The organism is Yokenella regensburgei (assembly GCF_051486985.1).
In the GTDB taxonomy this organism is placed as follows: domain Bacteria; phylum Pseudomonadota; class Gammaproteobacteria; order Enterobacterales; family Enterobacteriaceae; genus CBFFRJ01.
Genome location: NZ_JAHVDV010000027.1, coordinates 49,375 through 73,210, shown reverse-complemented (window position 1 = coordinate 73,210; position 23,836 = coordinate 49,375). Strand labels below are relative to the sequence as shown.

At 54.4% G+C, this 23,836-nt stretch carries 18 protein-coding genes; 13 read left to right on the top strand and 5 right to left on the bottom strand.

Going from position 1 to position 23,836, the window contains the following annotated elements; genetic code table 11:
• Positions 1–1,269: 1,269 nt before the first annotated feature.
• The gene (narL, locus tag KXR87_RS17740; RefSeq protein WP_437433535.1) at positions 1,270–1,920 is read right to left on the bottom strand and encodes a two-component system response regulator NarL; all 651 of its coding nucleotides are present in this window, start codon (positions 1,918–1,920) and stop codon (positions 1,270–1,272) included.
• Positions 1,913–3,712 carry a nitrate/nitrite two-component system sensor histidine kinase NarX gene (gene narX / locus KXR87_RS17735; protein WP_437433534.1) on the bottom strand — a complete coding sequence of 600 codons (1,800 nt, stop codon included), beginning with the start codon at positions 3,710–3,712 and terminating at the stop codon, positions 1,913–1,915. The genes narL and narX overlap by 8 nt, the downstream gene beginning before the upstream one ends.
• Positions 3,713–4,017: 305 nt before the next feature.
• On the opposite strand from narX, the gene KXR87_RS17730 reads away from it, so the two are divergent.
• The 6 genes from KXR87_RS17730 to KXR87_RS17705 all read left to right on the top strand — a co-directional run bounded on the left by KXR87_RS17730 (position 4,018) and on the right by KXR87_RS17705 (position 14,050).
• Positions 4,018–5,412 carry a NarK family nitrate/nitrite MFS transporter gene (locus KXR87_RS17730; protein WP_437433533.1) on the top strand — a complete coding sequence of 465 codons (1,395 nt, stop codon included), beginning with the start codon at positions 4,018–4,020 and terminating at the stop codon, positions 5,410–5,412.
• A 380-nt stretch (positions 5,413–5,792) separates the two neighbouring features.
• On the top strand, positions 5,793–9,536 hold the full coding sequence (locus KXR87_RS17725; protein WP_437433532.1) for a nitrate reductase subunit alpha: 3,744 nt from the start codon (positions 5,793–5,795) through the stop codon (positions 9,534–9,536).
• Entirely contained in the window at positions 9,533–11,071 is a 1,539-nt protein-coding gene (gene narH, locus KXR87_RS17720) for a nitrate reductase subunit beta (protein ID WP_437433531.1), read from the top strand. Before KXR87_RS17725 ends, narH begins: the two co-directional genes overlap by 4 nt.
• The gene (narJ, locus tag KXR87_RS17715) at positions 11,068–11,778 is read left to right on the top strand and encodes a nitrate reductase molybdenum cofactor assembly chaperone (RefSeq protein WP_437433530.1); all 711 of its coding nucleotides are present in this window, start codon (positions 11,068–11,070) and stop codon (positions 11,776–11,778) included. The genes narH and narJ overlap by 4 nt, the downstream gene beginning before the upstream one ends.
• Entirely contained in the window at positions 11,778–12,455 is a 678-nt protein-coding gene (gene narI, locus KXR87_RS17710) for a respiratory nitrate reductase subunit gamma (protein ID WP_437433529.1), read from the top strand. Before narJ ends, narI begins: the two co-directional genes overlap by 1 nt.
• A 269-nt stretch (positions 12,456–12,724) precedes the next feature.
• A complete protein-coding gene (locus KXR87_RS17705) occupies positions 12,725–14,050 on the top strand; it encodes an MFS transporter (protein WP_437433528.1) in 1,326 nt (441 codons plus the stop codon).
• A 256-nt stretch (positions 14,051–14,306) separates the two neighbouring features.
• Here the strand turns inward: KXR87_RS17705 and KXR87_RS17700 are convergent, their stop codons facing one another.
• Positions 14,307–14,777, bottom strand: a complete 471-nt coding sequence (locus KXR87_RS17700) for a GNAT family N-acetyltransferase (RefSeq protein ID WP_437433527.1) — start codon at positions 14,775–14,777, stop codon at positions 14,307–14,309.
• A gap of 121 nt (positions 14,778–14,898) precedes the next feature.
• Between KXR87_RS17700 and KXR87_RS17695 the strand changes: the two genes are divergently transcribed.
• Both KXR87_RS17695 and tolA read left to right on the top strand, forming a co-directional pair.
• Complete coding sequence (locus KXR87_RS17695) at positions 14,899–15,219, top strand: energy transducer TonB (RefSeq protein ID WP_437433526.1); 321 nt, start codon at positions 14,899–14,901, stop codon at positions 15,217–15,219.
• Entirely contained in the window at positions 15,219–15,635 is a 417-nt protein-coding gene (gene tolA, locus KXR87_RS17690; protein WP_437433525.1) for a cell envelope integrity protein TolA, read from the top strand. Before KXR87_RS17695 ends, tolA begins: the two co-directional genes overlap by 1 nt.
• 64 nt (positions 15,636–15,699) lie before the next feature.
• Here the strand turns inward: tolA and KXR87_RS17685 are convergent, their stop codons facing one another.
• Positions 15,700–15,945, bottom strand: coding sequence for a DinI-like family protein (locus KXR87_RS17685; RefSeq protein WP_437433524.1), 246 nt, complete (start codon positions 15,943–15,945; stop codon positions 15,700–15,702).
• 265 nt (positions 15,946–16,210) lie between these two features.
• On the opposite strand from KXR87_RS17685, the gene KXR87_RS17680 reads away from it, so the two are divergent.
• From KXR87_RS17680 to KXR87_RS17660, 5 genes are all read left to right on the top strand, one after another.
• Positions 16,211–16,630 carry a translesion error-prone DNA polymerase V autoproteolytic subunit gene (locus KXR87_RS17680; RefSeq protein WP_437433523.1) on the top strand — a complete coding sequence of 140 codons (420 nt, stop codon included), beginning with the start codon at positions 16,211–16,213 and terminating at the stop codon, positions 16,628–16,630.
• A 1-nt stretch (position 16,631) separates the two neighbouring features.
• A complete protein-coding gene (locus tag KXR87_RS17675) occupies positions 16,632–17,897 on the top strand; it encodes a Y-family DNA polymerase (RefSeq protein ID WP_437433522.1) in 1,266 nt (421 codons plus the stop codon).
• Positions 17,898–17,989: 92 nt separating this feature from the next.
• The gene (locus KXR87_RS17670) at positions 17,990–18,265 is read left to right on the top strand and encodes a metal/formaldehyde-sensitive transcriptional repressor (RefSeq protein ID WP_437433521.1); all 276 of its coding nucleotides are present in this window, start codon (positions 17,990–17,992) and stop codon (positions 18,263–18,265) included.
• Positions 18,266–18,296: 31 nt separating this feature from the next.
• Complete coding sequence (locus KXR87_RS17665; RefSeq protein WP_437433520.1) at positions 18,297–19,415, top strand: S-(hydroxymethyl)glutathione dehydrogenase/class III alcohol dehydrogenase; 1,119 nt, start codon at positions 18,297–18,299, stop codon at positions 19,413–19,415.
• Between the two features lie 149 nt (positions 19,416–19,564).
• The gene (locus KXR87_RS17660) at positions 19,565–21,262 is read left to right on the top strand and encodes a methyl-accepting chemotaxis protein (protein ID WP_437433519.1); all 1,698 of its coding nucleotides are present in this window, start codon (positions 19,565–19,567) and stop codon (positions 21,260–21,262) included.
• 205 nt (positions 21,263–21,467) lie between these two features.
• On the opposite strand, the gene KXR87_RS17655 is transcribed toward KXR87_RS17660, so the two are convergent.
• On the bottom strand, positions 21,468–23,765 hold the full coding sequence (locus KXR87_RS17655; RefSeq protein WP_437433518.1) for an FdhF/YdeP family oxidoreductase: 2,298 nt from the start codon (positions 23,763–23,765) through the stop codon (positions 21,468–21,470).
• Positions 23,766–23,836: the final 71 nt, after the last annotated feature.

The window sequence follows — 23,836 nt, the reverse complement described above, 5'->3', positions numbered from 1 at the left end:
AGCAATTTTGAATAGCGCCTGCGCCAGCCCCGAAGGGGTGAGCCCCAGGGATGGGGCGAATAATGCCGCGAAGCGGCGATTTTCCTTGCCGGGAGCCCGGGTTGCAAGGGAGGCGGCGGCGAGCCTCCCTTGCACGTTCACGGGAGGAGTGGCATCAGAGAAACACAGTACGCAAGGTGAACGGAACGCTCCGCCTTCCTGTCATATTCCTGTTCACCACGATGCTAAATTCCTGACAGCGGCTCGCTTTTCTCCCTCGCCCCTCCGGGGAGAGGGTCGGGGTGAGGGGAAACGGGCGGCGCTGAGGTGTGTTACGTTCACCTCCAGACCTGCAGAACATGCCGAAACAGTCACCCGTGAACGTGCAAAGGGGGCCACCGGGGCCCCCTTTGCAATCCCCGCGGCCCCGCACCGAAACCGGTGCTGCGCACTGCGCTCACCTCCCGGCCTTCAGCCTGCGGCCGGTTTGACTCGCCGTCCTGGCTCGACAAACCTCCGTCCGCCCTCCCTGGCGTCCAGTCCTTGTCTTCCGGCCTCCGGCTCGCCGGTTTCAGCGGGGACTCAACCCCCTCGCGGTAAGCCTGAAATCATATGAAGAAAATAATTGCTGCAGGATTTTACCGGGCAGACAGCGAAACCGTTCTATCTTCCGAGCACTTTCTCGCAGCGAGGGTGTTGTGGTCCGGCTGAAAATCGATGCGGCGTTGACGGCTGACCGGGTCCGCCCGCAGGGAAGCGGGGGGAGGGGATAGCCTGCAGGGACGCAGGCTGGTCCCCGACCCGACAGTCAGACGGAATAAGGCGCATGGACCGCGAAGCGGCGATTTTCCTTGCCGGGAGCCCGGGTTGCAAGGGAGGCGGCGGCGAGCCTCCCTTGCACGTTCACGGGTGGAGTGGCATCAGAGGAATACGGTACGTAAGGTGAACGGAACACTCCGGCTGCGTTACATATTTCTGTTCACTACGATGGCTGTTCGCGTGTGGATAGGCAACAGAGAAACACAGTACGTAAGGTGAACGGAACATTCCGCCTGCGTTACATATTGCGGTTCACCGCGATGCTATTCACAAGTGGCGCGGCATCAGAGGCACACGACACGTAAGGTGAACGGAACACTCCGCCTTCTGTCATATTCCTGTTCACCACGATGCTAAATTTCTGACAGCGGCTCGCTTTTCTCCCTCGCCCCACCGGGGAGAGGGTGGGGGTGAGGGGGAACAGGCGGCAAGTACCCTGTTACAGCTACTGAGAAGCGTAGACATACTGAATCAGAAAATACGATCCTGATGCACCCATACCGCCGCTTCCACACGCGATTTCAGGCGCATTTTTTTCAGCATATGTTTTACGTGCACCTTCACGGTACTCTCGGTGATGTCCAGGCGGCGGGCAATCATCTTGTTCGGCAGCCCCTGAGCAATCAGTTTCAGAATGTCGCGCTCGCGCGGCGTAAGCTGGCTGACATCTCGATCCGACGCTGAACGGTTAGCTCGCAGGCTCGCGGCCAGCACCGGGGTCAGCGCTTCGCTTAATACCATTTCGCCCGCAGCGGCTTGTTGCAGCGCTTTAAGCAGATCTTCCGGCTCCATATCCTTTAGCAGATAACCGTCAGCGCCCCGTTTCAGCGCGGTCACCACATCCTCTTCGTGATTGGAAACACTAAAGACCACCACGCGACCTGACAGCGATTTTTCACGCAGCTTGTCGAGGGTCTCCAGACCGTTCATCCCCGGCATATTGAGATCCAGCAGAATCAGATCCGGATCAAGCGCCTCGGCCAGTTCAATACCCTGCTCACCGTTGCTGGCTTCACCTACCACGGTTATCTCTGGCGACATGCTGATGAGTTGTTTTACGCCGGTACGCAACATCGGATGGTCGTCAATCAAAAGAATGGTGGCCGGTTCCTGGTTAGTCATAGTTATCTCCTTGCACTGGTGAGAGAAGATTTTCGGGGATAAACGTGACAATCACATCGGTGCCGCCGGACTCTCTGCGTCGCACCTGGCAATCACCACGTAAGCTCTGCGCACGGTCGCGCATGATAATTAATCCATAATGGTTGGTTCGCTCGGCATTTTCCGGCACGCCGCAGCCGTTATCACTGACCCGCAATACTACGCGTTTTTCCTGGTGTGTCACTGAGACGGTTACCTCGCTGGCCCCAGAATGTTTCAGTGAATTACTTAATGCTTCACGGGCAATCTGCAGCAGATGTATCGCCTGATGCGAAGGCACGAGGCGAGGGGGAAGCTGATAATCCAGTTTGACCTGAAAACCAAATCGGGCGCTGTACTCAAGGCAGCTCGCTTCCAGCGCCGGGCGCAAACCCGGTTCCGTCAACTGTAAACGGAACGTGGTGAGCAGCTCACGCAACTGTGCCCATGAAGTGTTGAGTTCGGTGCGGATCTGCCCGAGCAGTTGCTGGCTGTTCTCCGGCAGATCCTGCCCCTGCATCTGCAGGCAACTGACCTGCATTTTCATACAGGAAAGCGACTGTGCAATGGAGTCATGCAGTTCACGCGCGATGGTCGCCCGCTCTTCCATCACCATAAGTTGCTGCTGGCGTTCCTGGTGCCTGTCCAGCGCCAGGGTTGCAGTAAGCTGTTCTACCAGCGTATCCACCAGTTGTTGCTGATCGTGGCTAAGATGGCGGCCCGGCGGTAGTTGTGCCAGCAGCAGCCCGTACTGGGTATGAGCATCCGCCAGTCGCCACTTCAGCGTCGTGCCGCCGTTTGTTGGCGGCAAAGGCTTGCCACGGGGGCATAAATGGCAGCCTTTATCATCACAGCTGGCGTTGGACTGGCAGGTAAATTCCTGATGATTTTCTTCATCTTCCATGTCGTACACCCGCAGTTCGATATCATGCAGCAGCGTAAGGTTCTGCAATCCGTTCAGTACGGGCGAGAGACGCTCACAAAGCGGGATGCGCGAATGTAACCGATGATTAGCCTGCCAGAGGAAGGAGAGGATCTCATTTTTCTGCTCAAGCCCGGCGGTCTTCTCTTTCACCCGCTGCTCCAGCACCGCATAGCTCTCTGCCAGCTCTGCTGACATATTATTCAGCGCCGCACCCAGCGTCGCCATTTCATTGCGCCCGCTGATATTGGCCCGCTGGAGGAAGTCGCGCTGACTGACGGCGCGCGCCATATTCAGCAGTTGCTGCCAGGGCCAGAGCAGGCGGGCCCGCAGCCAGATAATGGTAAACAGCAAAATCAGCCCCAGTAAAATCGCCATGACCCGGTGGAGGATGACCACATGTGACACCCGCCGCTCAGTGCTGTGATCGAAGGCGGTAACGAGCCTGTCAATACGGTTAACGTAGGTAGCAATTTCGGCAGAGACAGCTCTGGGCTCTGTTGCCTGTTGCAGGGCCGGAGCGACCTCATTACGCCAGTATTGTTGCAGGGCGTGGAGCTGGGCTTGCTGGCCATCACGCGCGGCAGCATCGGCCAGTTCGTGGCTAAATGCAGTCTCCTCCATCTCACGCAGCAGCGGTTTATCCTCTTCCCGTAACGGGATGGCGGCCAGCAGGCGGTAGCTTTGCATTCGCAACGAGCCGGCTTTATTGATGGCATGTGCGCTGCCCTGCACCCCTTGCACCAGCCAGCCGGAAATGCCCATTCCCGCCACCCCAATAACCGTGGAAAGTAGCATGATCAGCGCAACCTGATTGACCAGGGTCAGCGGTGTAAAGCGGCGTTTAAGCATAAGAGGCGGGGCTCCGGCTGGCGAGATGAGAATGAACTGCATTGTCTGCCATCGCCTGGGGTATACCCATACCCCAAAAGGATTACCTCTTTATCGTCAGGCTTTTCAACAAAACGAGTAGGGTTTTTGCGGGTGCGCCCAGCACCGTGAAAAACCACACTTTTTTTAACACTTTCACCTACTCATAAGTGAGCATGATGTTTTTTTGGCCAATATATCGTGAACTTTTCCTTTGATTTATATCAACTTAAGTTGCGCGGTAAAAACTATGGTGGCAGGCGTCGAATCAATAATCAGAGGTGTCTATGAGCCACTCTACTACCCCGCAAAGGGCAACCGATCGGGTCATTTCCGACTGGCGTCCTGAGGACCCGGCGTTCTGGCAGCAACAGGGCAACGGCGTTGCCAGCCGCAACCTGTGGATTTCCGTCCCCTGTCTGCTGCTGGCGTTCTGTGTATGGATGTTATTCAGTGCTGTCGCAGTAAACCTGAACAAAGTCGGCTTCCGGTTCTCCACTGACCAACTCTTTATGTTAACGGCTTTACCCTCGGTTTCTGGAGCGCTGCTGCGCGTACCTTACTCCTTTATGGTGCCCGTGTTTGGCGGTCGCCGCTGGACGGCGTTCAGTACCGGTATTTTGATCATACCTTGTGTCTGGCTCGGTTTTGCTGTTGAAGATACCTCCACGCCCTTCAGCACCTTTATTATTATTGCCCTGCTGTGCGGCTTTGCCGGGGCTAATTTTGCCTCCAGCATGGCGAACATCAGCTTCTTCTTCCCGAAAGAGAAGCAGGGCAGTGCGCTCGGCATTAATGGTGGCTTCGGTAATCTCGGCGTCAGCGTCATGCAATTGCTCGCGCCGCTGGCGATTTCGTTCTCCCTTTTTGCCTTTTTTGGCGCAACCGGCGTTGCTCAGCCAGACGGTAGCATGATTTATCTCGCTAACGCCGCATGGGTGTGGGTGCCGTTCCTGGCCGTGTTTACGCTCGCCGCCTGGTTTGGCATGAACGAACTGGCGACCTCGAAAGCCTCACTGCGCGCGCAGTTACCGGTGCTCAAACGTAAGCACATGTGGATCATGAGCTTTCTGTACCTCGCCACTTTCGGTTCTTTTATTGGTTTTTCTGCCGGGTTTGCCATGCTCTCTAAAACCCAGTTTCCTGATGTGGTCATTATGCATTACGCCTTCTTTGGTCCGTTGATTGGTGCCCTGGCGCGTTCAGCGGGCGGGGCGCTGTCGGACCGTCTGGGTGGCACCCGTGTTACGCTGGTGAACTTTGTGCTGATGGCAATCTTTAGTGCCTTGCTGTTCCTGACGCTGCCAACCAATGGCGTGGGCGGTAATTTTATCGCCTTCTTCGGCGTCTTCCTGATGCTGTTCCTGACCGCCGGGTTGGGCAGTGGTTCGACCTTCCAGATGATCTCGGTGAACTTCCGTAAGATGACGCTGGAACGGGTGAAAAATTCCGGGGGCAGTGAAGCCACTGCCTTGCGTGAAGCGGCGACCGAAACGGCAGCAGCTCTGGGCTTTATCTCAGCGATTGGCGCTATCGGTGGGTTCTTCATTCCTAAAGCGTTCGGCACATCGCTGGCACTGACCGGTTCACCGGCCGGGGCAATGAAAGTGTTCCTTGTATTCTACGTAGCCTGTGTGGTGATCACCTGGTTCGTGTATGGCCGACATTCCAATAAAAAGTAAGTTACTGTTGATTATCCTTGCGCGGTGTTCTGCCGCGCTTTTTTTTACGCGTATATTAGTTACAACATCCTAATGTGTGATACCGGTCATGAAGCACCGTGCGCACTGACGTTCAGCAGGGAAACTACCCCTTAATACCTCCCTGGCAGGTTTTATTCCTTTTTGTTTGCAGGGAATTAATTATAAACGTTATTTATCATTAGTTTAACTGCTGGTTATTTATCCCCCTTTGGGGGTAGGTTGATTTTGCACCCGCCAGAACAAGCCAGTCCGTCTTGATCGTCATCAATTCTTACCACCTTTCATAGCGTTACTTTCGCAGCCATTGCAGCAATGTCGATTTATCAGAGAGCCGTCAGGCTCCAAACAGGAGAGACCCGATGAGTAAATTCCTGGACCGGTTTCGCTACTTCAAACAGAAGGGCGACACCTTTGCCGATGGGCATGGCCAGCTTCTCGAAACAAACCGGGATTGGGAGGATGGATACCGAAGCCGCTGGCAGCATGACAAGATTGTCCGTTCTACCCACGGCGTTAACTGCACCGGTTCATGCAGCTGGAAAATCTATGTGAAAAATGGTCTGGTGACCTGGGAAACCCAGCAGACCGACTACCCACGCACCCGTCCGGACATGCCAAACCATGAGCCGCGTGGCTGCCCGCGTGGCGCCAGCTACTCCTGGTATCTTTACAGCGCGAATCGCCTGAAATACCCGCTGATGCGTAAACGTCTGATGAAAATGTGGCGTGAAGCAAAAGTGGCACATCCTGATCCGGTCAACGCCTGGGCCTCAATCATTGAAGACGCAGAGAAAGCCAAAAGCTTTAAGCAGGCCCGTGGTCGTGGCGGTTTCGTGCGCTCAAGCTGGCAGGAAGTGAATGAGCTGATTGCCGCTTCTAACGTCTATACCATCAAAACCTACGGCCCGGACCGTGTCGCCGGCTTCTCGCCCATCCCGGCGATGTCGATGGTTTCTTATGCCTCCGGCGCACGTTACCTGTCGCTGATTGGCGGCACCTGCCTGAGCTTCTACGACTGGTATTGCGACCTGCCGCCAGCCTCTCCGCAAACCTGGGGCGAGCAGACTGATGTACCGGAATCCGCCGACTGGTACAACTCCAGCTACATTATCGCCTGGGGCTCCAACGTACCGCAGACCCGTACCCCGGACGCGCACTTCTTCACCGAAGTTCGCTACAAAGGTACCAAAACCGTCGCGGTAACCCCGGATTACGCTGAAATCGCTAAGCTTTGCGATTTGTGGCTGGCACCAAAGCAGGGTACTGACGCGGCGATGGCGCTGGCGATGGGCCACGTCATGCTGCGTGAATTCCATCTGGATAACCCAAGCCAGTACTTCACTGATTATGTCCGTCGTTATACCGACATGCCGATGCTGGTGATGCTCGAAGAGCGTGAAGGTTACTATGCTGCAGGCCGTATGCTGCGAGCATCGGACCTGGTGGATGCGCTCGGTCAGGACAACAACCCGCAGTGGAAAACCGTCGCCTGTACCGACACAGGCGAGATGATCGCCCCGAACGGCTCTATTGGCTTCCGTTGGGGGGAGAAGGGCAAGTGGAACCTCGAACAGCGTGACGGCACAACGGGCGCTGAGGCTGAGCTGCAACTGAGTCTGCTTGGCAGCCACGATGACATCGCCAGCGTAGGTTTCCCCTATTTTGGCGGTGACAGCACCGAACATTTCAGCAAAGTTGAACTGGAAAATGTCTTGCTGCACAAGCTGCCGGTTAAGCGACTGCAACTGGCTGACGGCAGCACTGCCCTGGTGACCACCGTCTATGACCTGACGCTGGCCAACTATGGTCTGGAACGCGGTCTGGGCGATGAAAATTGCGCCACAAGCTACAACGAAATCAAAGCCTATACCCCGGCCTGGGCTGAGAAAATCACCGGCGTATCTGCCGCCAACATTATCCGCACGGCGCGTGAGTTTGCGGATAATGCGGATAAAACCCACGGTCGTTCAATGGTGATCATTGGTGCCGGTATGAACCACTGGTATCACCTCGATATGAACTACCGTGGGATCATCAACATGCTGGTGTTCTGCGGTTGTATCGGTCAGAGTGGCGGCGGTTGGGCACACTATGTCGGTCAGGAAAAACTGCGTCCTCAGACCGGCTGGCAGCCGCTGGCGTTTGCTCTTGACTGGCAGCGTCCGGCGCGTCACATGAACAGTACTTCTTACTTCTATAACCACTCCAGCCAGTGGCGTTATGAAACCGTTACCGCGCAGGAGCTCCTTTCGCCGCTGGCGGACAAATCGCGCTACACCGGTCATCTGCTCGACTTTAACGTGCGCGCAGAGCGTATGGGCTGGCTGCCGTCTGCACCGCAGCTGGGTACAAACCCGCTACGTATTGCCGAAGAGGCGAAAAAAGCGGGCATGAGTGCCGTTGACTACACCGTCAAATCCCTGAAAGACGGCTCCATGCACTTCGCGGCAGAACGGCCGGAAAACGGCAAAAACCACCCGCGCAACCTGTTTATCTGGCGTTCTAACCTGCTGGGGTCGTCCGGCAAGGGCCACGAGTACATGCTGAAGTATCTGCTCGGCACTGAGCACGGTATCCAGGGCAAAGATCTGGGCAAACAGGGTGGTGTGAAACCGGAAGAGGTGGAGTGGAAAGATAACGGCCTTGACGGAAAACTGGATCTGGTGGTGACGCTGGACTTCCGCCTGTCAAGCACCTGCCTCTATTCCGACATCGTGCTGCCGACCGCCACATGGTACGAAAAAGACGACATGAATACCTCGGATATGCATCCGTTTATTCATCCGCTGTCTGCCGCGGTTGACCCGGCCTGGGAGTCGAAAAGCGACTGGGAAATCTATAAAGCCATCGCCAAAAAATTCTCCGAAGTGTGCGTGGGCCATCTGGGTAAAGAGACGGACCTGGTCACGCTGCCGATTCAGCACGACTCCGCCGCTGAACTTGCCCAGCCGTTTGACGTTAAAGACTGGAAAAAAGGCGAATGTGACCTGATTCCGGGCGTGACGGCGCCGCATCTGATTCAGGTTGAACGTGACTACCCGGCTACCTGGGAGCGCTTTACCTCGATTGGACCGCTGATGGAGAAAATCGGCAACGGTGGTAAAGGCATTGCCTGGAATACCCAGAGCGAAATGGATCTGCTGCGCAAGCTCAACTACAGCAAAGCAGAGGGTCCGGCGAAAGGCCAGCCGATGCTGAATACGGCGATTGATGCGGCAGAGATGATCCTGACCCTCGCCCCGGAAACCAACGGCCACGTGGCCGTAAAAGCCTGGGCGGCGCTCAGCGAATTTACGGGCCGCGACCATACGCACCTGGCAACCAATAAAGAAGAGGAAAAAATCCGCTTCCGTGATATCCAGGCACAGCCGCGCAAAATCATCTCCAGCCCGACATGGTCTGGTCTTGAAGATGAGCATGTCTCTTACAACGCCGGTTATACCAACGTTCATGAGCTTATTCCGTGGCGCACTATCTCAGGCCGCCAGCAGTTATATCAGGATCACCAGTGGATGCGTGATTTTGGCGAAAGCCTGCTGGTTTACCGTCCGCCCATCGACACCCGTTCGGTAACCGCCGTTATGGGCGAGAAGTCCAACGGCAATCCGGAAAAAGCGCTCAACTTCCTGACGCCGCATCAGAAGTGGGGGATTCACTCAACCTACAGCGACAACCTGCTGATGCTGACCCTGGGTCGTGGTGGCCCGATTGTCTGGATGAGCGAAGCCGATGCCAGAGATCTGGGTATCGTGGATAACGACTGGATTGAAGTCTTCAACAGCAACGGGGCACTGACCGCGCGTGCGGTTGTAAGTCAGCGCGTCCCGGCCGGGATGACGATGATGTATCACGCGCAGGAACGTATCGTGAATATTCCTGGGTCAGAAATTACCGAGCAGCGCGGGGGTATTCACAACTCTGTTACCCGTATTACCCCGAAACCGACCCATATGATCGGCGGCTATGCGCAACTGGCCTATGGCTTTAACTACTACGGTACGGTTGGCTCCAACCGCGATGAGTTTGTGGTGGTACGTAAGATGAAGAACATTAACTGGCTGGACGGCGAAGGCAATGACCAGGTACAGGAGAGCGCAAAATGAAAATTCGTTCACAAGTCGGCATGGTGCTCAACCTCGACAAATGCATCGGCTGCCACACCTGTTCCGTCACCTGTAAAAACGTCTGGACCAGCCGTGAAGGGATGGAATACGCGTGGTTTAACAACGTGGAAACCAAACCGGGAACGGGCTTTCCGACTGACTGGGAAAACCAGGAGAAGTGGAAGGGCGGTTGGATCCGCAAAATTAATGGCAAGCTGCAGCCGCGTATGGGTAACCGTGCCTGGCTTCTGGGCAAAATCTTCGCCAACCCGCATATGCCGGAAATTGACGATTACTACGAGCCGTTTGATTTTGACTACCAGACACTGCACAACGCACCGGCTGACAGTAAGCACCAGCCGATTGCTCGTCCGCGTTCGCTGATAACCGGTCAGCGTATGGACAAGATCAAGTATGGTCCGAACTGGGAAGATGACCTGGGCGGCGAGTTTGAGAAGCTGTCGAAAGACAAAAACTTCGAAAACATGCAGAAGGCGATGTACGGCCAGTTTGAAAACACTTTCATGATGTACCTGCCGCGTCTGTGCGAGCACTGCCTTAACCCGGCGTGCGTGGCGACCTGCCCGAGCGGTGCGATTTACAAACGTGAAGAAGACGGCATTGTGCTGATCGATCAGGACAAATGCCGCGGCTGGCGCATGTGCATCACCGGTTGCCCGTACAAAAAAATCTACTTTAACTGGAAGAGCGGCAAGTCTGAGAAGTGTATCTTCTGCTATCCGCGTATCGAAGCCGGTCAGCCGACCGTCTGTTCCGAAACCTGCGTGGGCCGTATTCGTTACCTTGGCGTGCTGCTGTATGACGCAGATGCTATTGAAAATGCGGCAAGTACCGAAAATGAGAAAGACCTGTACCAGCGTCAGCTGGACGTGTTCCTCAACCCGAACGACCCGAAAGTGATCGAACAGGCCCTTAAAGACGGAATTCCGTTAAGCGTAATTGACGCGGCCCAGCAGTCGCCGGTTTACAAAATGGCGATGGACTGGAAGCTGGCGCTGCCGCTGCACCCGGAATACCGCACACTGCCGATGGTCTGGTATGTACCACCGCTGTCACCGATTCAGTCTGCGGCCGATGCGGGTGAGCTTGGCAGCAACGGCATTCTGCCTGACGTGGACAGCCTGCGTATCCCGGTACAGTATCTGGCGAACCTGCTGACCGCCGGTGACACCGCACCGGTACTGCTGGCGCTGAAACGTATGCTGGCGATGCGTCACTACAAAAGCACTGAAACCGTTGACGGCAAAATCGACACCCGTGCGCTGGAAGAGGTGGGCTTAACCGAAGCGCAGGCGCAGGAGATGTACCGTTACCTGGCGATTGCCAACTACGAAGATCGTTTCGTGGTTCCAAGCAGCCACCGCGAACTGGCCCGTGACGCCTTCCCGGAGAAAAGCGGTTGTGGCTTTACCTTCGGTGATGGCTGCCACGGTTCGGATACCAAATTCAATCTGTTCAACAGTCGCCGTATTGATGCGGTGGATGTCACAGTGAAAACGGAGCCACACCCATGATTGAACTGGTGATTGTTTCCCGTTTACTGGAATACCCCGATGCTGCCTTATGGCAGCATCAACAGGCGTGCTTCGATGCGCTTGCGTCAGCCGAACATTTGCCAAAAGCGCATCGTTCAGCGTTAACCGTATTCCTGCGCGATTTAGTGAATCAGGATCTGCTGGATGCGCAGTCGGCCTACAGCGAGCTCTTTGATCGTGGGCGCGCCACGTCGCTGCTGTTGTTCGAGCACGTGCACGGTGAGTCCCGTGACCGCGGTCAGGCGATGGTCGACCTGCTCGGTCAATATGAACAGCACGGCCTGGAGCTGGACAGCCGTGAGTTACCGGATCATCTGCCGCTGTACCTGGAGTATCTGGCGCAGTTACCTGCCGAAGAGGCCTTGGGCGGTTTGCAGGATATCGCACCGATTCTGGCTCTGCTCAGTGCCCGTTTACAGCAGCGTCAAAGTCAGTATGCCGTGCTGTTTGATGCCCTGCTGGCCCTGGCTGACACGGTCATCGACAGCCAGAAAGTGGCCGAAAAGATTGCCGATGAAGCGCGTGACGATACGCCGCAGGCGCTTGATGCGGTGTGGGAAGAAGAGCAGGTGAAATTCTTCGCTGAACAGGGGTGTGGTGAGTCTGAAATCACCAGCCACCAGCGCCGTTTTGCCGGTGCCGTGGCTCCGCAATATCTGAATATCACAACCGGAGGACAGCAATAATGCACTTCCTGAATATGTTCTTCTTTGATATCTACCCGTATCTTGCAGGGACTGTCTTCCTGGTCGGTAGCTGGCTGCGTTATGACTACGGCCAGTACAGCTGGCGTGCGGGTTCCAGCCAGATGCTGGATCGAAAAGGCATGACCCTGTGGTCCAACCTTTTCCACATCGGCATCCTGGGTATTTTCGCCGGTCACGCGCTGGGTATGTTGACGCCACACTGGATGTACGAATCTTTCCTGCCGATTGAGATTAAGCAGAAAATGGCAATGTTTGCAGGGGGTGCCAGCGGCGTGTTGACGCTGGTTGGTGGCGTAATGTTACTTAAGCGCCGCCTGTTTAACCCACGTATTCGTGCTACCTCAACGACTGCTGATATCCTGATTATGGCGCTGCTGATGTTGCAATGTACGTTGGGGCTGTTGACCATTCCATTCTCTGCTCAGCATATGGACGGTAGCGAGATGATGAAGCTGGTTGGCTGGGCACAATCTGTCGTGACCTTCCACGGCGGGGCCTCCGCGCATCTCGACGGCGTGGCCTTTATCTTCCGTATGCACCTTGTACTGGGGATGACGCTGTTTGTACTCTTCCCGTTCTCACGCCTGGTGCATATCTGGAGTGCGCCAGTAGAGTACCTGACGCGCAAATACCAGATTGTGCGTGCGCGTCGCTGATGCGCTATTTGTAGTGATAAGACCCTGCCCTGGCAGGGTTTTTTTATGCCCGTGCTAAGGCCAGTCACCCCGTTTTCTTCGCGTTGTGAAGAAAGCGGACGGGTTTAACGCTACACTGCGCTACATCCCATCGCTGGCGGAAAATGTGACCGTGATGAATATTTTACGTTTAAAGCAGGGCGGTTATCACACTTTGGATGTTAGCTGCTGTGCGAAATTCGCACTGACAGTATATCTATTATAGAAACACTGTCATCAATGGAGGGGCTATGTCACAGCCTGCACAGCAATCTCTCGAACAGACGGTCCAGCCAGAAGGGGTCACTGCGTCGCGTAAATTACGGAAGGTTTTACTTGCCACCGGCGTGGGCCATTTTGTCGAATGGTTTGATTTCGGTTTGTACGGCACGCTCGCTGCCATTATCGGCTTACAGTTTTTTCATGCTGAAAATCCCAGCGTGGCGTTACTTTCATCGTTCGCTGTCTTTGGCGCGGGTTTTATTATGCGGCCGCTGGGGGGCCTCTATTTTGGCTCGCTGGGCGACAGAAAAGGGCGGCAAAAAGTCCTGGCAACGGTGATTTTACTGACATCGGGCGCCACCTTTGTGATGGGGCTGTTGCCAACGTATCATCAGATAGGCATTACGGCTACGGTGCTGTTGGTGATAACCCGTCTGGTGCAGGGATTCGCCGCAGGGGGCGAAAGCTCCGGTGCGACCACCTATCTGGCGGAATATGCCCCGACGCATAAACGCGGCTATTTCACCTGCTGGATCGATAACTTCGGATTTATGGCCTTTGTCGCCGGTTCCGGGCTGGTTTTCCTGCTTACCGCCACGCTGGGTGAGAGCACCATGAACGACTGGGGATGGCGCATTCCGTTTCTGATTGCCGGCCCGCTCGGTTGGGTTGGGCTCTACCTGCGAAAACATCTGGAGGATTCACCGGAGTTTCTTGAAGCCCAACAGCAAGGAAAAACCGATGCCACACCGCTGCGTTCTGCGGTCACCCGCGCCTGGGCGGCTCTGCTGTTCTGCGTGGGTTTTGTGGTGATCAAGGCGGTTGGCCACTGGACGCTGCAAACCTTTATGCCGGGCTATCTCTCGACCGAACTGCATTATTCGAAGCTGGACTCCTATGCCATCACCACCATTGGCCTGTTTTCGGTGGCGGTACTGGTGCCGTTTATGGGGCTACTGTCCGATAAGTTTGGCCGGAAGCCGCTGATGCTGGCAGGGTGTGCGGGCTTTATTCTGCTGAGCTACCCGGCAATGATGCTGATGGCGAGAGGCGATATGCTCTCGGCGGTGCTGGCGATGGTGATGTTAGGCGCATTTATAGCCGCTTTTGATGGTGCCTGCAGTGCGGCAATGGCGGAACTGTTTCCCACCAGCGTGCGCTACGGCGGATTATCCATTGCCTATAACTTTGCGGTTGCCTTCTTTGGTGGCATAACGCCGTGGTTCTCCGTCTGGCTTATTACCGCCACGGGCGACAAATTCTCCCCGGCATACTATGTAATGGGGGCCGCACTGATTACCTTCCTGACCGTTTTGCGCGCACGGGAAACGGCCGGACAACCGCTGAAGCGCTGATCGCTTACCCGATGGCATATGGCTGTCGGGTATGGGTTTGATCAAAAAGTGATCTGCCGATCGGTTTTGTCGATCGATAAATTATTTTTATTTGATTAATCCTTTCAGTGGTATAGGATTTCAACGTGTTCTGCTCAATTCGCCAACACCAGGCAGCAGAACACGTTACCCTGGTGAGACCGCGCGTGGTCTTTCAGGTGACTCAAGGATGACGTAACCGTTCTTGCCGGGGTAACACCTCCCATCGCCACGCTTATCACAGCACTTTATTCATATTCACGCCCGTGACTCTGAAGCCACTGGTTTCATAAACGTGCCGGGCTTGTGCGTTATCACCGGCAACGCGCAGCTGAATTTGATGACATCCCTCATGCTTTAGCCTCTCTTCAAGTGCAATTAACGCTTTACGCCCGAGGCCCTTATTGCGAAACGGCGCAAAGAGATAAAACTCATTAATAAAAACGGATTTTTGCAGCGCATTGGTTTTGTACCACAGGTAACCAATATGCATTTCGCGGTTATTTTCCTGCTGTGTAATGCAAAGCAGCGTCTGACCCGGCGTGTTTTCTGCCAGCGGAAAACTGTTCTCTATTTCCTGCCTGGCATGGGCCAATGCCTCGGTTTCACTGAGCTGATAGCTGGTAACAATTTCTGCGGCGTAGTCGGGCACGAAATAATCCACAAAGCCCTGAAAAGTGGCAGCTGTAAGGGGAGTAAAGGCGATCATAAAATGTCCTTACGTTATTTTTTCTATTGTGACATGAAACGGATTTGAGGATTGGTTTGATCAACGTCTATGTCGAATTTTTGTTTTAACATTTAACCAAAACAACAGGATGAATCAGTTTATGAAAAAAGGGGTATTAATCTACACCGCTTTGCTGCTTGCCGGAACCGCAATAGCGAATGAACAAAAACCTGTTCTTCTCGATTGCCCTCTACCGTTGATGCCTGTTAAAGCGCGTGCACTAAATATTTCAGGTGCAGTGGAATACCAGGCATGGGTCAATGCAAAAGGAGAGGTCTACTCAATGTCACTGAAAGGCGATGAGGTTTTTTTTAAAGAGGTTGACCGGGCAGTCAAGCGTTGCAAATTCGAACCAGGAAAACCTGGGGTTCATCATGGGAAGATGTCTTTTATAATACCGAAAGAAGGTGAAGCAAAATAATGCTGACAACGATTTTCACCAGGTCAGACTACACATGTGCTGGACTATTTTTTATTGCGACGTTGTTGCTGTCGGGCTGTACAAAAGTAAATTCTCACCCCCGTAACGAGGCAGACGACATAATAACGGGCATGTCTGCACAAGACTCAAATGCGGAACTCATCAAATATCTCTCGCAGATACACCGTGCGGTTACACAACAAATGGTCGATGTCGACGACAGGGAAGGGAAAACATGTAGTTTGCACATTAAGCTGAATCCCGATGGCTCGCTCAAGGATGTTCAGGCTATCAGCGGAGATCCGGGTTTATGCCCAGTGTTAATATCAGCGATGAAACACGCGCAGCTTCCGGCTCCGCCCTCAACAGAGGTCTACGAGCAAATCAAAGTTGCCACGCTGGATTTCAAACTATAACGTTCTGTTAAACAGATTTACTATCGGGCGTCCGGCCTCTTTACCTGCGCACGCCCAATCCGTTTTACTCATCCACCGCCAGCCACATATCGGCTTCTTCAAACATCTCCTGCACGGTACGGCTGATCTGCTCTTTCTCATGTTTGCTGGCATCGGTATTAATGGATGGCAGCGTCACCATCGGCTTAACCCGTACTTCGGCGTCCGGGAAAATACGGCCGATGCGTTTTGTTAATTCGGCTAAAATGCGCTCCTTTGCGTCTGGCAAGCCTGCAAAATTGCGTTTATCGTAAACCAGTTCCACGAACATAACCGTCTCCAGACCAGATAAAAAACCTGGTACAAGTATACTGTAAATACATACAGCATCAAGCGCAGACGCCTCCTTTCTGCCCATGAAATAAGCAATTAAACCGCTCAAGGCAAAATTTACACTTCCTCTAACCCGCTCATCAGCCACTGCTTTAAGGCAAAACGGGTATTTCATGTTCAGAAACAAGCGCAACGGTATCTTGATCATCGCGCCGGAGAAAACTACTGTATATAAAAACAGTAATTATTTCAGGAGGTGACGTATGGAGTTTTTCAGACCCGCAGAGTTGCATGTGGTAACCGCCATTCCGCTTTTCAGCGATCTTGTCCAGTGCGGTTTTCCGTCCCCGGCAGCCGATTATGTAGAACAACGCATCGATTTAAATGCCTTACTGATTCAGCATCCTTCTTCCACATATTTTGTTAAAGCAGCGGGCGACAGCATGACAGACGCCGGTATTTCAGACGGTGACCTGTTGATAGTCGACAGTGCGCGTACGGGAGAGCATGGCGATATTGTCATCGCTGCCGTAGATGGCGAATTCACCGTAAAAATGCTCCAGCTGCGCCCCCGTATTCAACTTAATCCCATGAACAGCGCTTACCGGCCTATTGTTATCAGTCATGAAGATACGCTCGATATTTTTGGGGTGGTGACTTTCATCGTTAAAGCGACCCGCTGATATGTTTGCTTTGTGTGATGTAAATTCATTTTACGCATCGTGCGAGACGGTGTTCCGGCCCGATTTAAAAGGTCGCCCCGTGGTTGTGCTCTCCAATAACGATGGCTGTGTTATCGCGCGTAGCGCAGAAGCGAAACCCTTCATCATTATGGGCGCGCCGTACTTCAAACAAAAAGAGGCCTTCAGGCAGCATAACGTGGTTGCCTTTTCCAGTAATTACGAGCTCTACGCCGATATGAGTCACCGGGTGATGACGACGCTCGAAGAGATGGCGCCACGCGTGGAGATTTACTCTATTGATGAGGCATTTTGTGACCTCACTGGCGTCCGTAATTGCCGGGTGCTACAGACGTTCGGGGAGGAACTGCGTGATACGGTGCTTAAGCGTACGCATTTGCGCATCGGAGTCGGCATTGCGCCAACCAAGACGCTGGCTAAGCTTGCAAATCATGCGGCAAAAAAATGGCTGCGTCAGACGGGCGGGGTGGTTGATCTGTCGAACGTGGAGCGCCAGCGCAGGCTGATGGCACTTCTTCCGGTTGAAGAGGTCTGGGGCGTCGGGCGACGTATTACCAAAAAGCTGAACGCGATGGGGATAAAAACTGCGCTCGACCTCTCCGAACAAAGCACCTGGGTAATTCGCAAACATTTTAACGTGGTGCTGGAGAGAACCATTCGGGAGCTACGCGGTGAGCCCTGTCTTGAACTGGAAGAGGTCATACCCAATAAACAAGAGATTGTATGCAGCCGCAGCTTTGGCGATCGTGTGTCGGAGTATGAGCATATGCGCCAGGCTATCTGCTCCCACGCCACGCGCGCGGCAGAAAAGTTGCGTAAGGAGCGTCAGTACTGTCGCTTTGTTTCCACATTTGTAAAAACCTCACCCTTTGCCCCTGACGAGCCCTATTACGGTAACAGCGGCTCGGTACACCTCCTCACGCCTACGCAGGACACGCGCGACATTATCCAGGCAGCAATACGCTGCCTGGAAAGCATCTGGCGGGAAGGCCATCGTTATCAGAAAGCGGGGGTCATGCTCGGCGATTTCTTTAGCCACGGCGTGGCGCAACTTAACTTATTTGATGAGCTCACGCCGCGCGCCAACAGTGAGACGTTGATGACACTTCTCGATTCGCTCAATGAAAAACGTGGAAAAGGGACGCTCTATTTTGCCGGGCAGGGCATTCAGCAGCCGTGGCAGATGAAAAGAGAGATGCTGAGCCCCCGCTATACGACACGTTTTACGGATCTGCCGTCGGCGCGTTAAAGGCGACAGATTTTACGAAATGTACGTTCTTTTTTTACATGTGATGAGAAATTCATGTACCATACCCCCCTATAGTATCAATGGGAGCGAAAATGCCACATTCACCTGAAGATAAAAAACGCATTCTTACCCGGGTTCGTCGTATCCGCGGGCAGGTTGATGCGTTAGAACGGGCGCTGGAAAACGGCGACCCTTGCATCGCCATTTTGCAGCAGATCGCCGCCGTTCGCGGTGCGTCAAACGGTCTGATGGGGGAGATGGTTGAAATTCACTTAAAAGATGAACTGGTCGCAGGGGAGACCACGCCCGAACAGCGTGCGCTGCGCATGGCGGAAGTCGGTCATCTTTTACGCGCTTATCTAAAATAAAACTTACGTACACATAAAAAGGAAACGTCTGATGAAATCACGTGCTGCAGTAGCTTTCGGGCCGGGCCAACCGCTCAAAATTGTTGAGATCGATGTCGCGCCACCGAAAAAAGGCGAAGTGCTGGTTCGCATCACCCATACCGGCGTGTGCCATACCGACGCATTTACGCTGTCCGGCGACGATCCTGAAGGGGTGTTCCCGGCGGTGCTGGGCCATGAAGGCGGTGGAGTGGTGGTAGAGGTCGGTGAAGGCGTCACCAGCCTGAGCGTTGGCGATCATGTTATTCCGCTCTACACCGCTGAATGTCGCGAATGTAAGTTCTGTAAATCCGGTAAAACCAACCTCTGCCAGGCCGTTCGCGCCACCCAGGGGAAAGGACTGATGCCAGATGGCACCACCCGTTTTTCTTACAACGGCGAACCCATTTACCACTACATGGGCACCAGTACTTTCAGTGAGTACACCGTGGTGGCTGAAATTTCACTGGCGAAAGTCAATCCACAGGCGCCACTCGACAAAGTCTGCCTGCTGGGCTGTGGCGTGACCACCGGTATTGGTGCGGTTCACAATACGGCGAAGGTCAAAGAGGGTGACACCGTTGCGGTGTTCGGCCTCGGCGGTATCGGTCTTGCTGTTATCCAGGGTGCAGTCCAGGCGAAGGCGGGCCGTATCATCGCGGTCGACACCAACCCGGAGAAATTTAAGCTGGCAGGGGAAATGGGGGCGACCGATTTCGTTAACCCGAAAGACTACGAGAAACCGGTGCAGGATGTCATCGTTGAACTGACCGACGGCGGCGTCGATTTCAGCTTCGAATGTATTGGTAATGTGAATGTTATGCGTGCTGCGCTTGAGTGCTGCCACAAAGGGTGGGGTGAGAGCGTGATTATCGGTGTTGCTGGCGCAGGACAGGAGATCAAAACCCGTCCATTCCAGCTGGTGACCGGTCGCGTATGGCGCGGTTCTGCATTCGGCGGCGTGAAGGGACGCACTCAGTTACCGGGCATGGTCGAAGATGCAATGACGGGGAAAATCGATCTTGACCCCTTTATTACCCACCGCCTGCCGCTGGATCAGATCAACGAAGCATTCGATTTGATGCACGAAGGTAAGTCTATCCGCACCGTAATTCATTTCGGCGATAAATGATTTAACCGCCAGCGGTGATCACCGCTGGCGTCTTAATGTTCCAATCTGTGACCTGTCTGGCGTTTTTACCTGTAACTAAACTCCCACAATTGCCGATACCGTTTTTACAGGCGTGTTTTACGCTTCTTACTATAAGAGAGTCGAAAGCCATGGATAAAACAGCAGCGATGCTCAGAACGCAAGGCATTGGATTTATGCACAATATTCGGTTGGTTCCCCTATTTGCAGCAATTTTAAGTGGTATTTTGTTGTTGTTTGCGTTGAGTTCGGGATTGGCAGGGTACTTTCTGATTCAGGCGGATACGGATCAGCAGGATTTGACCCAGGAGATGCAGGTTCGCATGGGGTTGTCTAACAGCTCTAATAATTTACGAATTGCACGTATTAGCCTGATCCATGCCGGTGCGGCCAGCCGCATTGCCGAAATGGAAGAGATGAAAAAGAACATTGCTGATGCGGAAAAACGCATCGGGCAGTCAAAAGAGGGTTTCAAAGCCTATATGGACCGGGCGGTTAAAACGCCGGAAGATACGGCGCTGGATGCCGAACTGACCACCCGCTTTAATGCCTATGTCGACGGCATGCAACCGATGCTGAAATATGCCAAAAACGGCATGTTTGAAGCGATCATTAATCATGAAAATGAGCAAGCGCGCGTACAGGATGCCTCGTATAACGAAGTCCTGCTAAAAGCCATTAAGATCCGTACCGAGCGGGCAAGCCAGCTCAGCGCGGATGCTCACTCCCGCACCCAGCTGGGCCTGGTCTTTATGGTCATTGCCTTTGCCGTCGCTCTGGTGCTAACCCTCATCACCTTTATGGTTCTGCGTCGTGTGGTGATTAATCCATTGCAACGCGCGGCACTGCGCATTGAGAAAATCGCCGCGGGCGATCTGACCGTTGCTGAAGAAGCGGCAGGTCGCAGTGAAATTGGCCGTCTGACCCAGGACTTGCAGGCGATGCAGCAGTCGCTGGTGAAAACGGTCTCCACCGTGCGCGATGGTGCCGATGAAATTTACCGTGGCACCAGCGAGATTTCAGCAGGTAATACGGATCTCTCTTCCCGTACTGAACAGCAGGCTGCCGCTATCGAGCAGACGGCTGCCAGCATGGAGCAGCTCACCGCAACCGTGAAACAGAATGCCGACAATGCGCACCACGCCAGCAGCCTGGCGCGTGATGCCTCCGGTAAAGCTGTGAAAGGGGGAGAAATTGTCGATGGCGTGGTGCAAACCATGAGCAATATCACCACCAGCTCGAAGAAAATTTCCGAAATCACCGCAGTCATTAACAGTATTGCTTTCCAGACCAACATCCTGGCGCTGAACGCGGCGGTTGAAGCGGCGCGTGCCGGTGAGCAGGGGCGCGGGTTTGCGGTGGTGGCAAGCGAAGTACGTAACCTGGCAAGTCGCAGCGGTCAGGCGGCGAAAGAGATTGAAGCCTTGATCAGCGAGTCGGTGAATCTGATTGGGAAAGGATCCAACGAAGTGCTGGCGGCAGGTGAAACCATGGATGAGATCGTGACGGCGGTAAAACGCGTTACCGATATTATGCTGGAAATTGCCGCTGCTTCGGATGAGCAGAGCAAAGGCATCACGCAGGTAAGCCAGGCCATTACGGAAATGGATAACGTGACGCAGCAGAATGCCTCGCTGGTGGAAGAAGCAACGGCGGCGGCAAGCTCACTGGAAGAGCAGGCGGCTCGTCTTACCGAAGCCGTAGGCGCGTTCCGCGTCAATACCTCCAGCGCACAACGCATTGAACGTGCGCCATCCGCACCTGGCAAAACCTTTACCCCCCAGCGCCCGGCCACCGCAGGCGGCGGCGATAACTGGGAAACGTTCTGATAAATTCAAGACCAACCGTTAAAAGGGCCGTAAGGCCCTTTTTTTATCCCTAACCGACAGAGATAGACGCACGAACACCTTGTATCCTGACCTGTCAAACCATGTTGCTGCGAATGAGGTCAACAGCCGATGTCGTTGTGAACGGCGGGGGTAGGCCTGTGGGGATTATTAAATTAATGCCCGCACATAGCGGGCATTAAATCAGTCAGGCGATACGTAAGCTGTCCGTAATACGTGACGGTGTCACAACAACAGGAATGGATTTTGAAGTGGGCGTGCCGGTGCCATCACCAAAGCGGGTGAGCGGCACTAACGGGTTCGTCTCAGGGTAATAGGCCGCAAGGTTGCCGCGGGGAATGGCATAAGCCACGACTTTAAACCCCTCTACACGACGCTCGATGCCGTCAGCAGCTAGTGTGGCGATATCCACGCGATCGCCATCGTTTAATCCCAGAGCCTGAATGTCTGCTTCATGCATAAAGAGCACATCGCGTTGACCGTACACCCCACGGTAGCGGTCGTCGAGGCCGTAAATGGTGGTGTTGTACTGATCGTGAGAACGCAAGGTTTGCAGCACAAAAGGTGCATCAGCCTCCGGGCATACGGCAAGCGGTAACGGGGCGGAACTGAATTCGGCTTTCCCGGATGGCGTCGCAAAGTTCAGTGCCGCTGCGTTATTACCCAGCCAGAAGCCGCCCGGCTCATCACAACGCACATTAAAGTTCTGGAATCCGGGGATCGTAGCGGCAATGTGATCGCGAATCAGGTCGTAATTATCCGCCAGCGCCAGCCAGTCAAGTCTCTCTGCGCCAAGGGTGGCGTGAGCGATACCGGCGACAATTGCTGTTTCGGAACGCTGATTTTCAGAAAGGGGTTTGCCGATGCCTTCAGAAGCGTGGACCATGCTGAAGGAGTCTTCCACGGTGACATACTGGCGACCGCTTGCCTGAATGTCTTCTTCAGTACGTCCAAGGGTAGGCAGGATCAGCGACGCCGCGCCAGGCATCAGATGACTGCGGTTCAGCTTGGTACTGATATAAACCGTCAGCCCGCAGCGGGTCAGGGCTTCACAGGTCAGAGGCGTGTCAGGCGCGGCGGCGGCAAGATTACCTCCCAGCGCGATGAGCACTTTTACTTCATTGCGGAGCATGGCCTGAATGGCCTCGACCGTATGATGTCCAGGCTCGCGAGGTGGGTTGAAATGAAAGTGGCGCGCCAGGCTGTCGAGCAGCGCAGCAGACGGCTTTTCATCAATGCCCATCGTGCGGTTGCCCTGCACATTACTATGGCCCCGCACCGGGCAAAGACCCGCGCCAGGTTTGCCCAGGTGCCCACCGAGCAACTGCAGGTTAACAATCTCGCGAACGGTATCGAGAGAGTGTTTGTGCTGCGTTATCCCCATTGCCCAGGTGCAAATCACCCGTCGGGCATGCTGCCAGACCGCTGCCGCGTCGCGCAGTTGTTGTTCGCTTAAACCGGACTGCGTTTCGATGGTGTCCCAGCCGGTGGCATCAATTTGCGCAAACCAGCCTGCAATACCGTTCGTGTGCTGCGCAATAAAGGCGTCGTCAAAAATGCCCGGTTCTCCGTTGGCCAGTTTCTGGCGCTGGGTTTCCAGCAGCGCTTTCGCCATGCCTCTCACGGCAGCCATATCACCGCCGAGGTTAGGCTGGTAGTAATCGGAGCTGATGGTGCCCGCCATCGGTGTCACGACCTCAAGCGGCTTCTGGGGATCGGCAAAACGCTCAAGCCCACGCTCGCGCAGGGTATTAAACGTCACGATACGGGCGCCACGGTCCGCTGCATGTCGCAGACTATGCAGCATGCGCGGGTGGTTAGTTCCGGGGTTTTGCCCAAAGACGAAAATGGCGTCAGCCTTTTCAAAATCGTTAAGGTGAATCGTCCCTTTACCGACGCCAATACTGCGTTTCAGGCCTGCGCCGCTGGCTTCATGGCACATATTGGAACAATCCGGGAAATTATTGGTACCCATCATGCGGCCAAAAAGCTGGTAGAGATAAGAGGACTCGTTGCTGGCGCGCCCGGACGTATAGAGCTCGAGTTGATTGGGATTGTCCAGCGCGTGCAAATGCTGCGCAATCAGTGCAAACGCGTCCGGCCAGCTGATGGGCTCGTAGCGATCGGTGTGGCGGTTGTAGCTTAATGGCTCCGTCAGGCGTCCCTGGTATTCAAGGAAATAATCACTCTGGCGGTTGAGTGATTCAACGCTGTGTTGCGCAAAAAAGTCGGCACCAATCTGTCGGCGGGTCGCCTCCCAGGTCACGGCTTTTGCACCGTTTTCGCAAAAGCTGAAGGTGCTTTTATTGTCGTCACCCCAGGCACAGCCGGGGCAGTCGAAGCCGCGCGATTTGTTCATACGCAGGAGATTGCGCATGTTCCTGAGGGCATTTTTGCTATCGAAGACAAAGCGGGTGGTCGCTTCCAGTGACCCCAGTCCACCTGCGGCAGCGTGATAGGGTTTGATGGCAGTTTTGAATTTCATGTGGTTTTCCGGACAGCGGATTGCTTACCGTTAAGTGTACGCCTCTTAACAACAATCTTTTATCAACAACC

What these genes read in the sequence shown, in the direction of transcription:
- narL (WP_437433535.1), bottom strand. Translation starts at nt 1,920, where the DNA reads ATGACTAACCAGGAACCGGCCACCATTCTTTTGATTGACGACCATCCG.
- narX (WP_437433534.1), bottom strand. Translation starts at nt 3,712, where the DNA reads ATGCTTAAACGCCGCTTTACACCGCTGACCCTGGTCAATCAGGTTGCG.
- KXR87_RS17730 (WP_437433533.1), top strand. Translation starts at nt 4,018, where the DNA reads ATGAGCCACTCTACTACCCCGCAAAGGGCAACCGATCGGGTCATTTCC.
- KXR87_RS17725 (WP_437433532.1), top strand. Translation starts at nt 5,793, where the DNA reads ATGAGTAAATTCCTGGACCGGTTTCGCTACTTCAAACAGAAGGGCGAC.
- narH (WP_437433531.1), top strand. Translation starts at nt 9,533, where the DNA reads ATGAAAATTCGTTCACAAGTCGGCATGGTGCTCAACCTCGACAAATGC.
- narJ (WP_437433530.1), top strand. Translation starts at nt 11,068, where the DNA reads ATGATTGAACTGGTGATTGTTTCCCGTTTACTGGAATACCCCGATGCT.
- narI (WP_437433529.1), top strand. Translation starts at nt 11,778, where the DNA reads ATGCACTTCCTGAATATGTTCTTCTTTGATATCTACCCGTATCTTGCA.
- KXR87_RS17705 (WP_437433528.1), top strand. Translation starts at nt 12,725, where the DNA reads ATGTCACAGCCTGCACAGCAATCTCTCGAACAGACGGTCCAGCCAGAA.
- KXR87_RS17700 (WP_437433527.1), bottom strand. Translation starts at nt 14,777, where the DNA reads ATGATCGCCTTTACTCCCCTTACAGCTGCCACTTTTCAGGGCTTTGTG.
- KXR87_RS17695 (WP_437433526.1), top strand. Translation starts at nt 14,899, where the DNA reads ATGAAAAAAGGGGTATTAATCTACACCGCTTTGCTGCTTGCCGGAACC.
- tolA (WP_437433525.1), top strand. Translation starts at nt 15,219, where the DNA reads ATGCTGACAACGATTTTCACCAGGTCAGACTACACATGTGCTGGACTA.
- KXR87_RS17685 (WP_437433524.1), bottom strand. Translation starts at nt 15,945, where the DNA reads ATGTTCGTGGAACTGGTTTACGATAAACGCAATTTTGCAGGCTTGCCA.
- KXR87_RS17680 (WP_437433523.1), top strand. Translation starts at nt 16,211, where the DNA reads ATGGAGTTTTTCAGACCCGCAGAGTTGCATGTGGTAACCGCCATTCCG.
- KXR87_RS17675 (WP_437433522.1), top strand. Translation starts at nt 16,632, where the DNA reads ATGTTTGCTTTGTGTGATGTAAATTCATTTTACGCATCGTGCGAGACG.
- KXR87_RS17670 (WP_437433521.1), top strand. Translation starts at nt 17,990, where the DNA reads ATGCCACATTCACCTGAAGATAAAAAACGCATTCTTACCCGGGTTCGT.
- KXR87_RS17665 (WP_437433520.1), top strand. Translation starts at nt 18,297, where the DNA reads ATGAAATCACGTGCTGCAGTAGCTTTCGGGCCGGGCCAACCGCTCAAA.
- KXR87_RS17660 (WP_437433519.1), top strand. Translation starts at nt 19,565, where the DNA reads ATGGATAAAACAGCAGCGATGCTCAGAACGCAAGGCATTGGATTTATG.
- KXR87_RS17655 (WP_437433518.1), bottom strand. Translation starts at nt 23,765, where the DNA reads ATGAAATTCAAAACTGCCATCAAACCCTATCACGCTGCCGCAGGTGGA.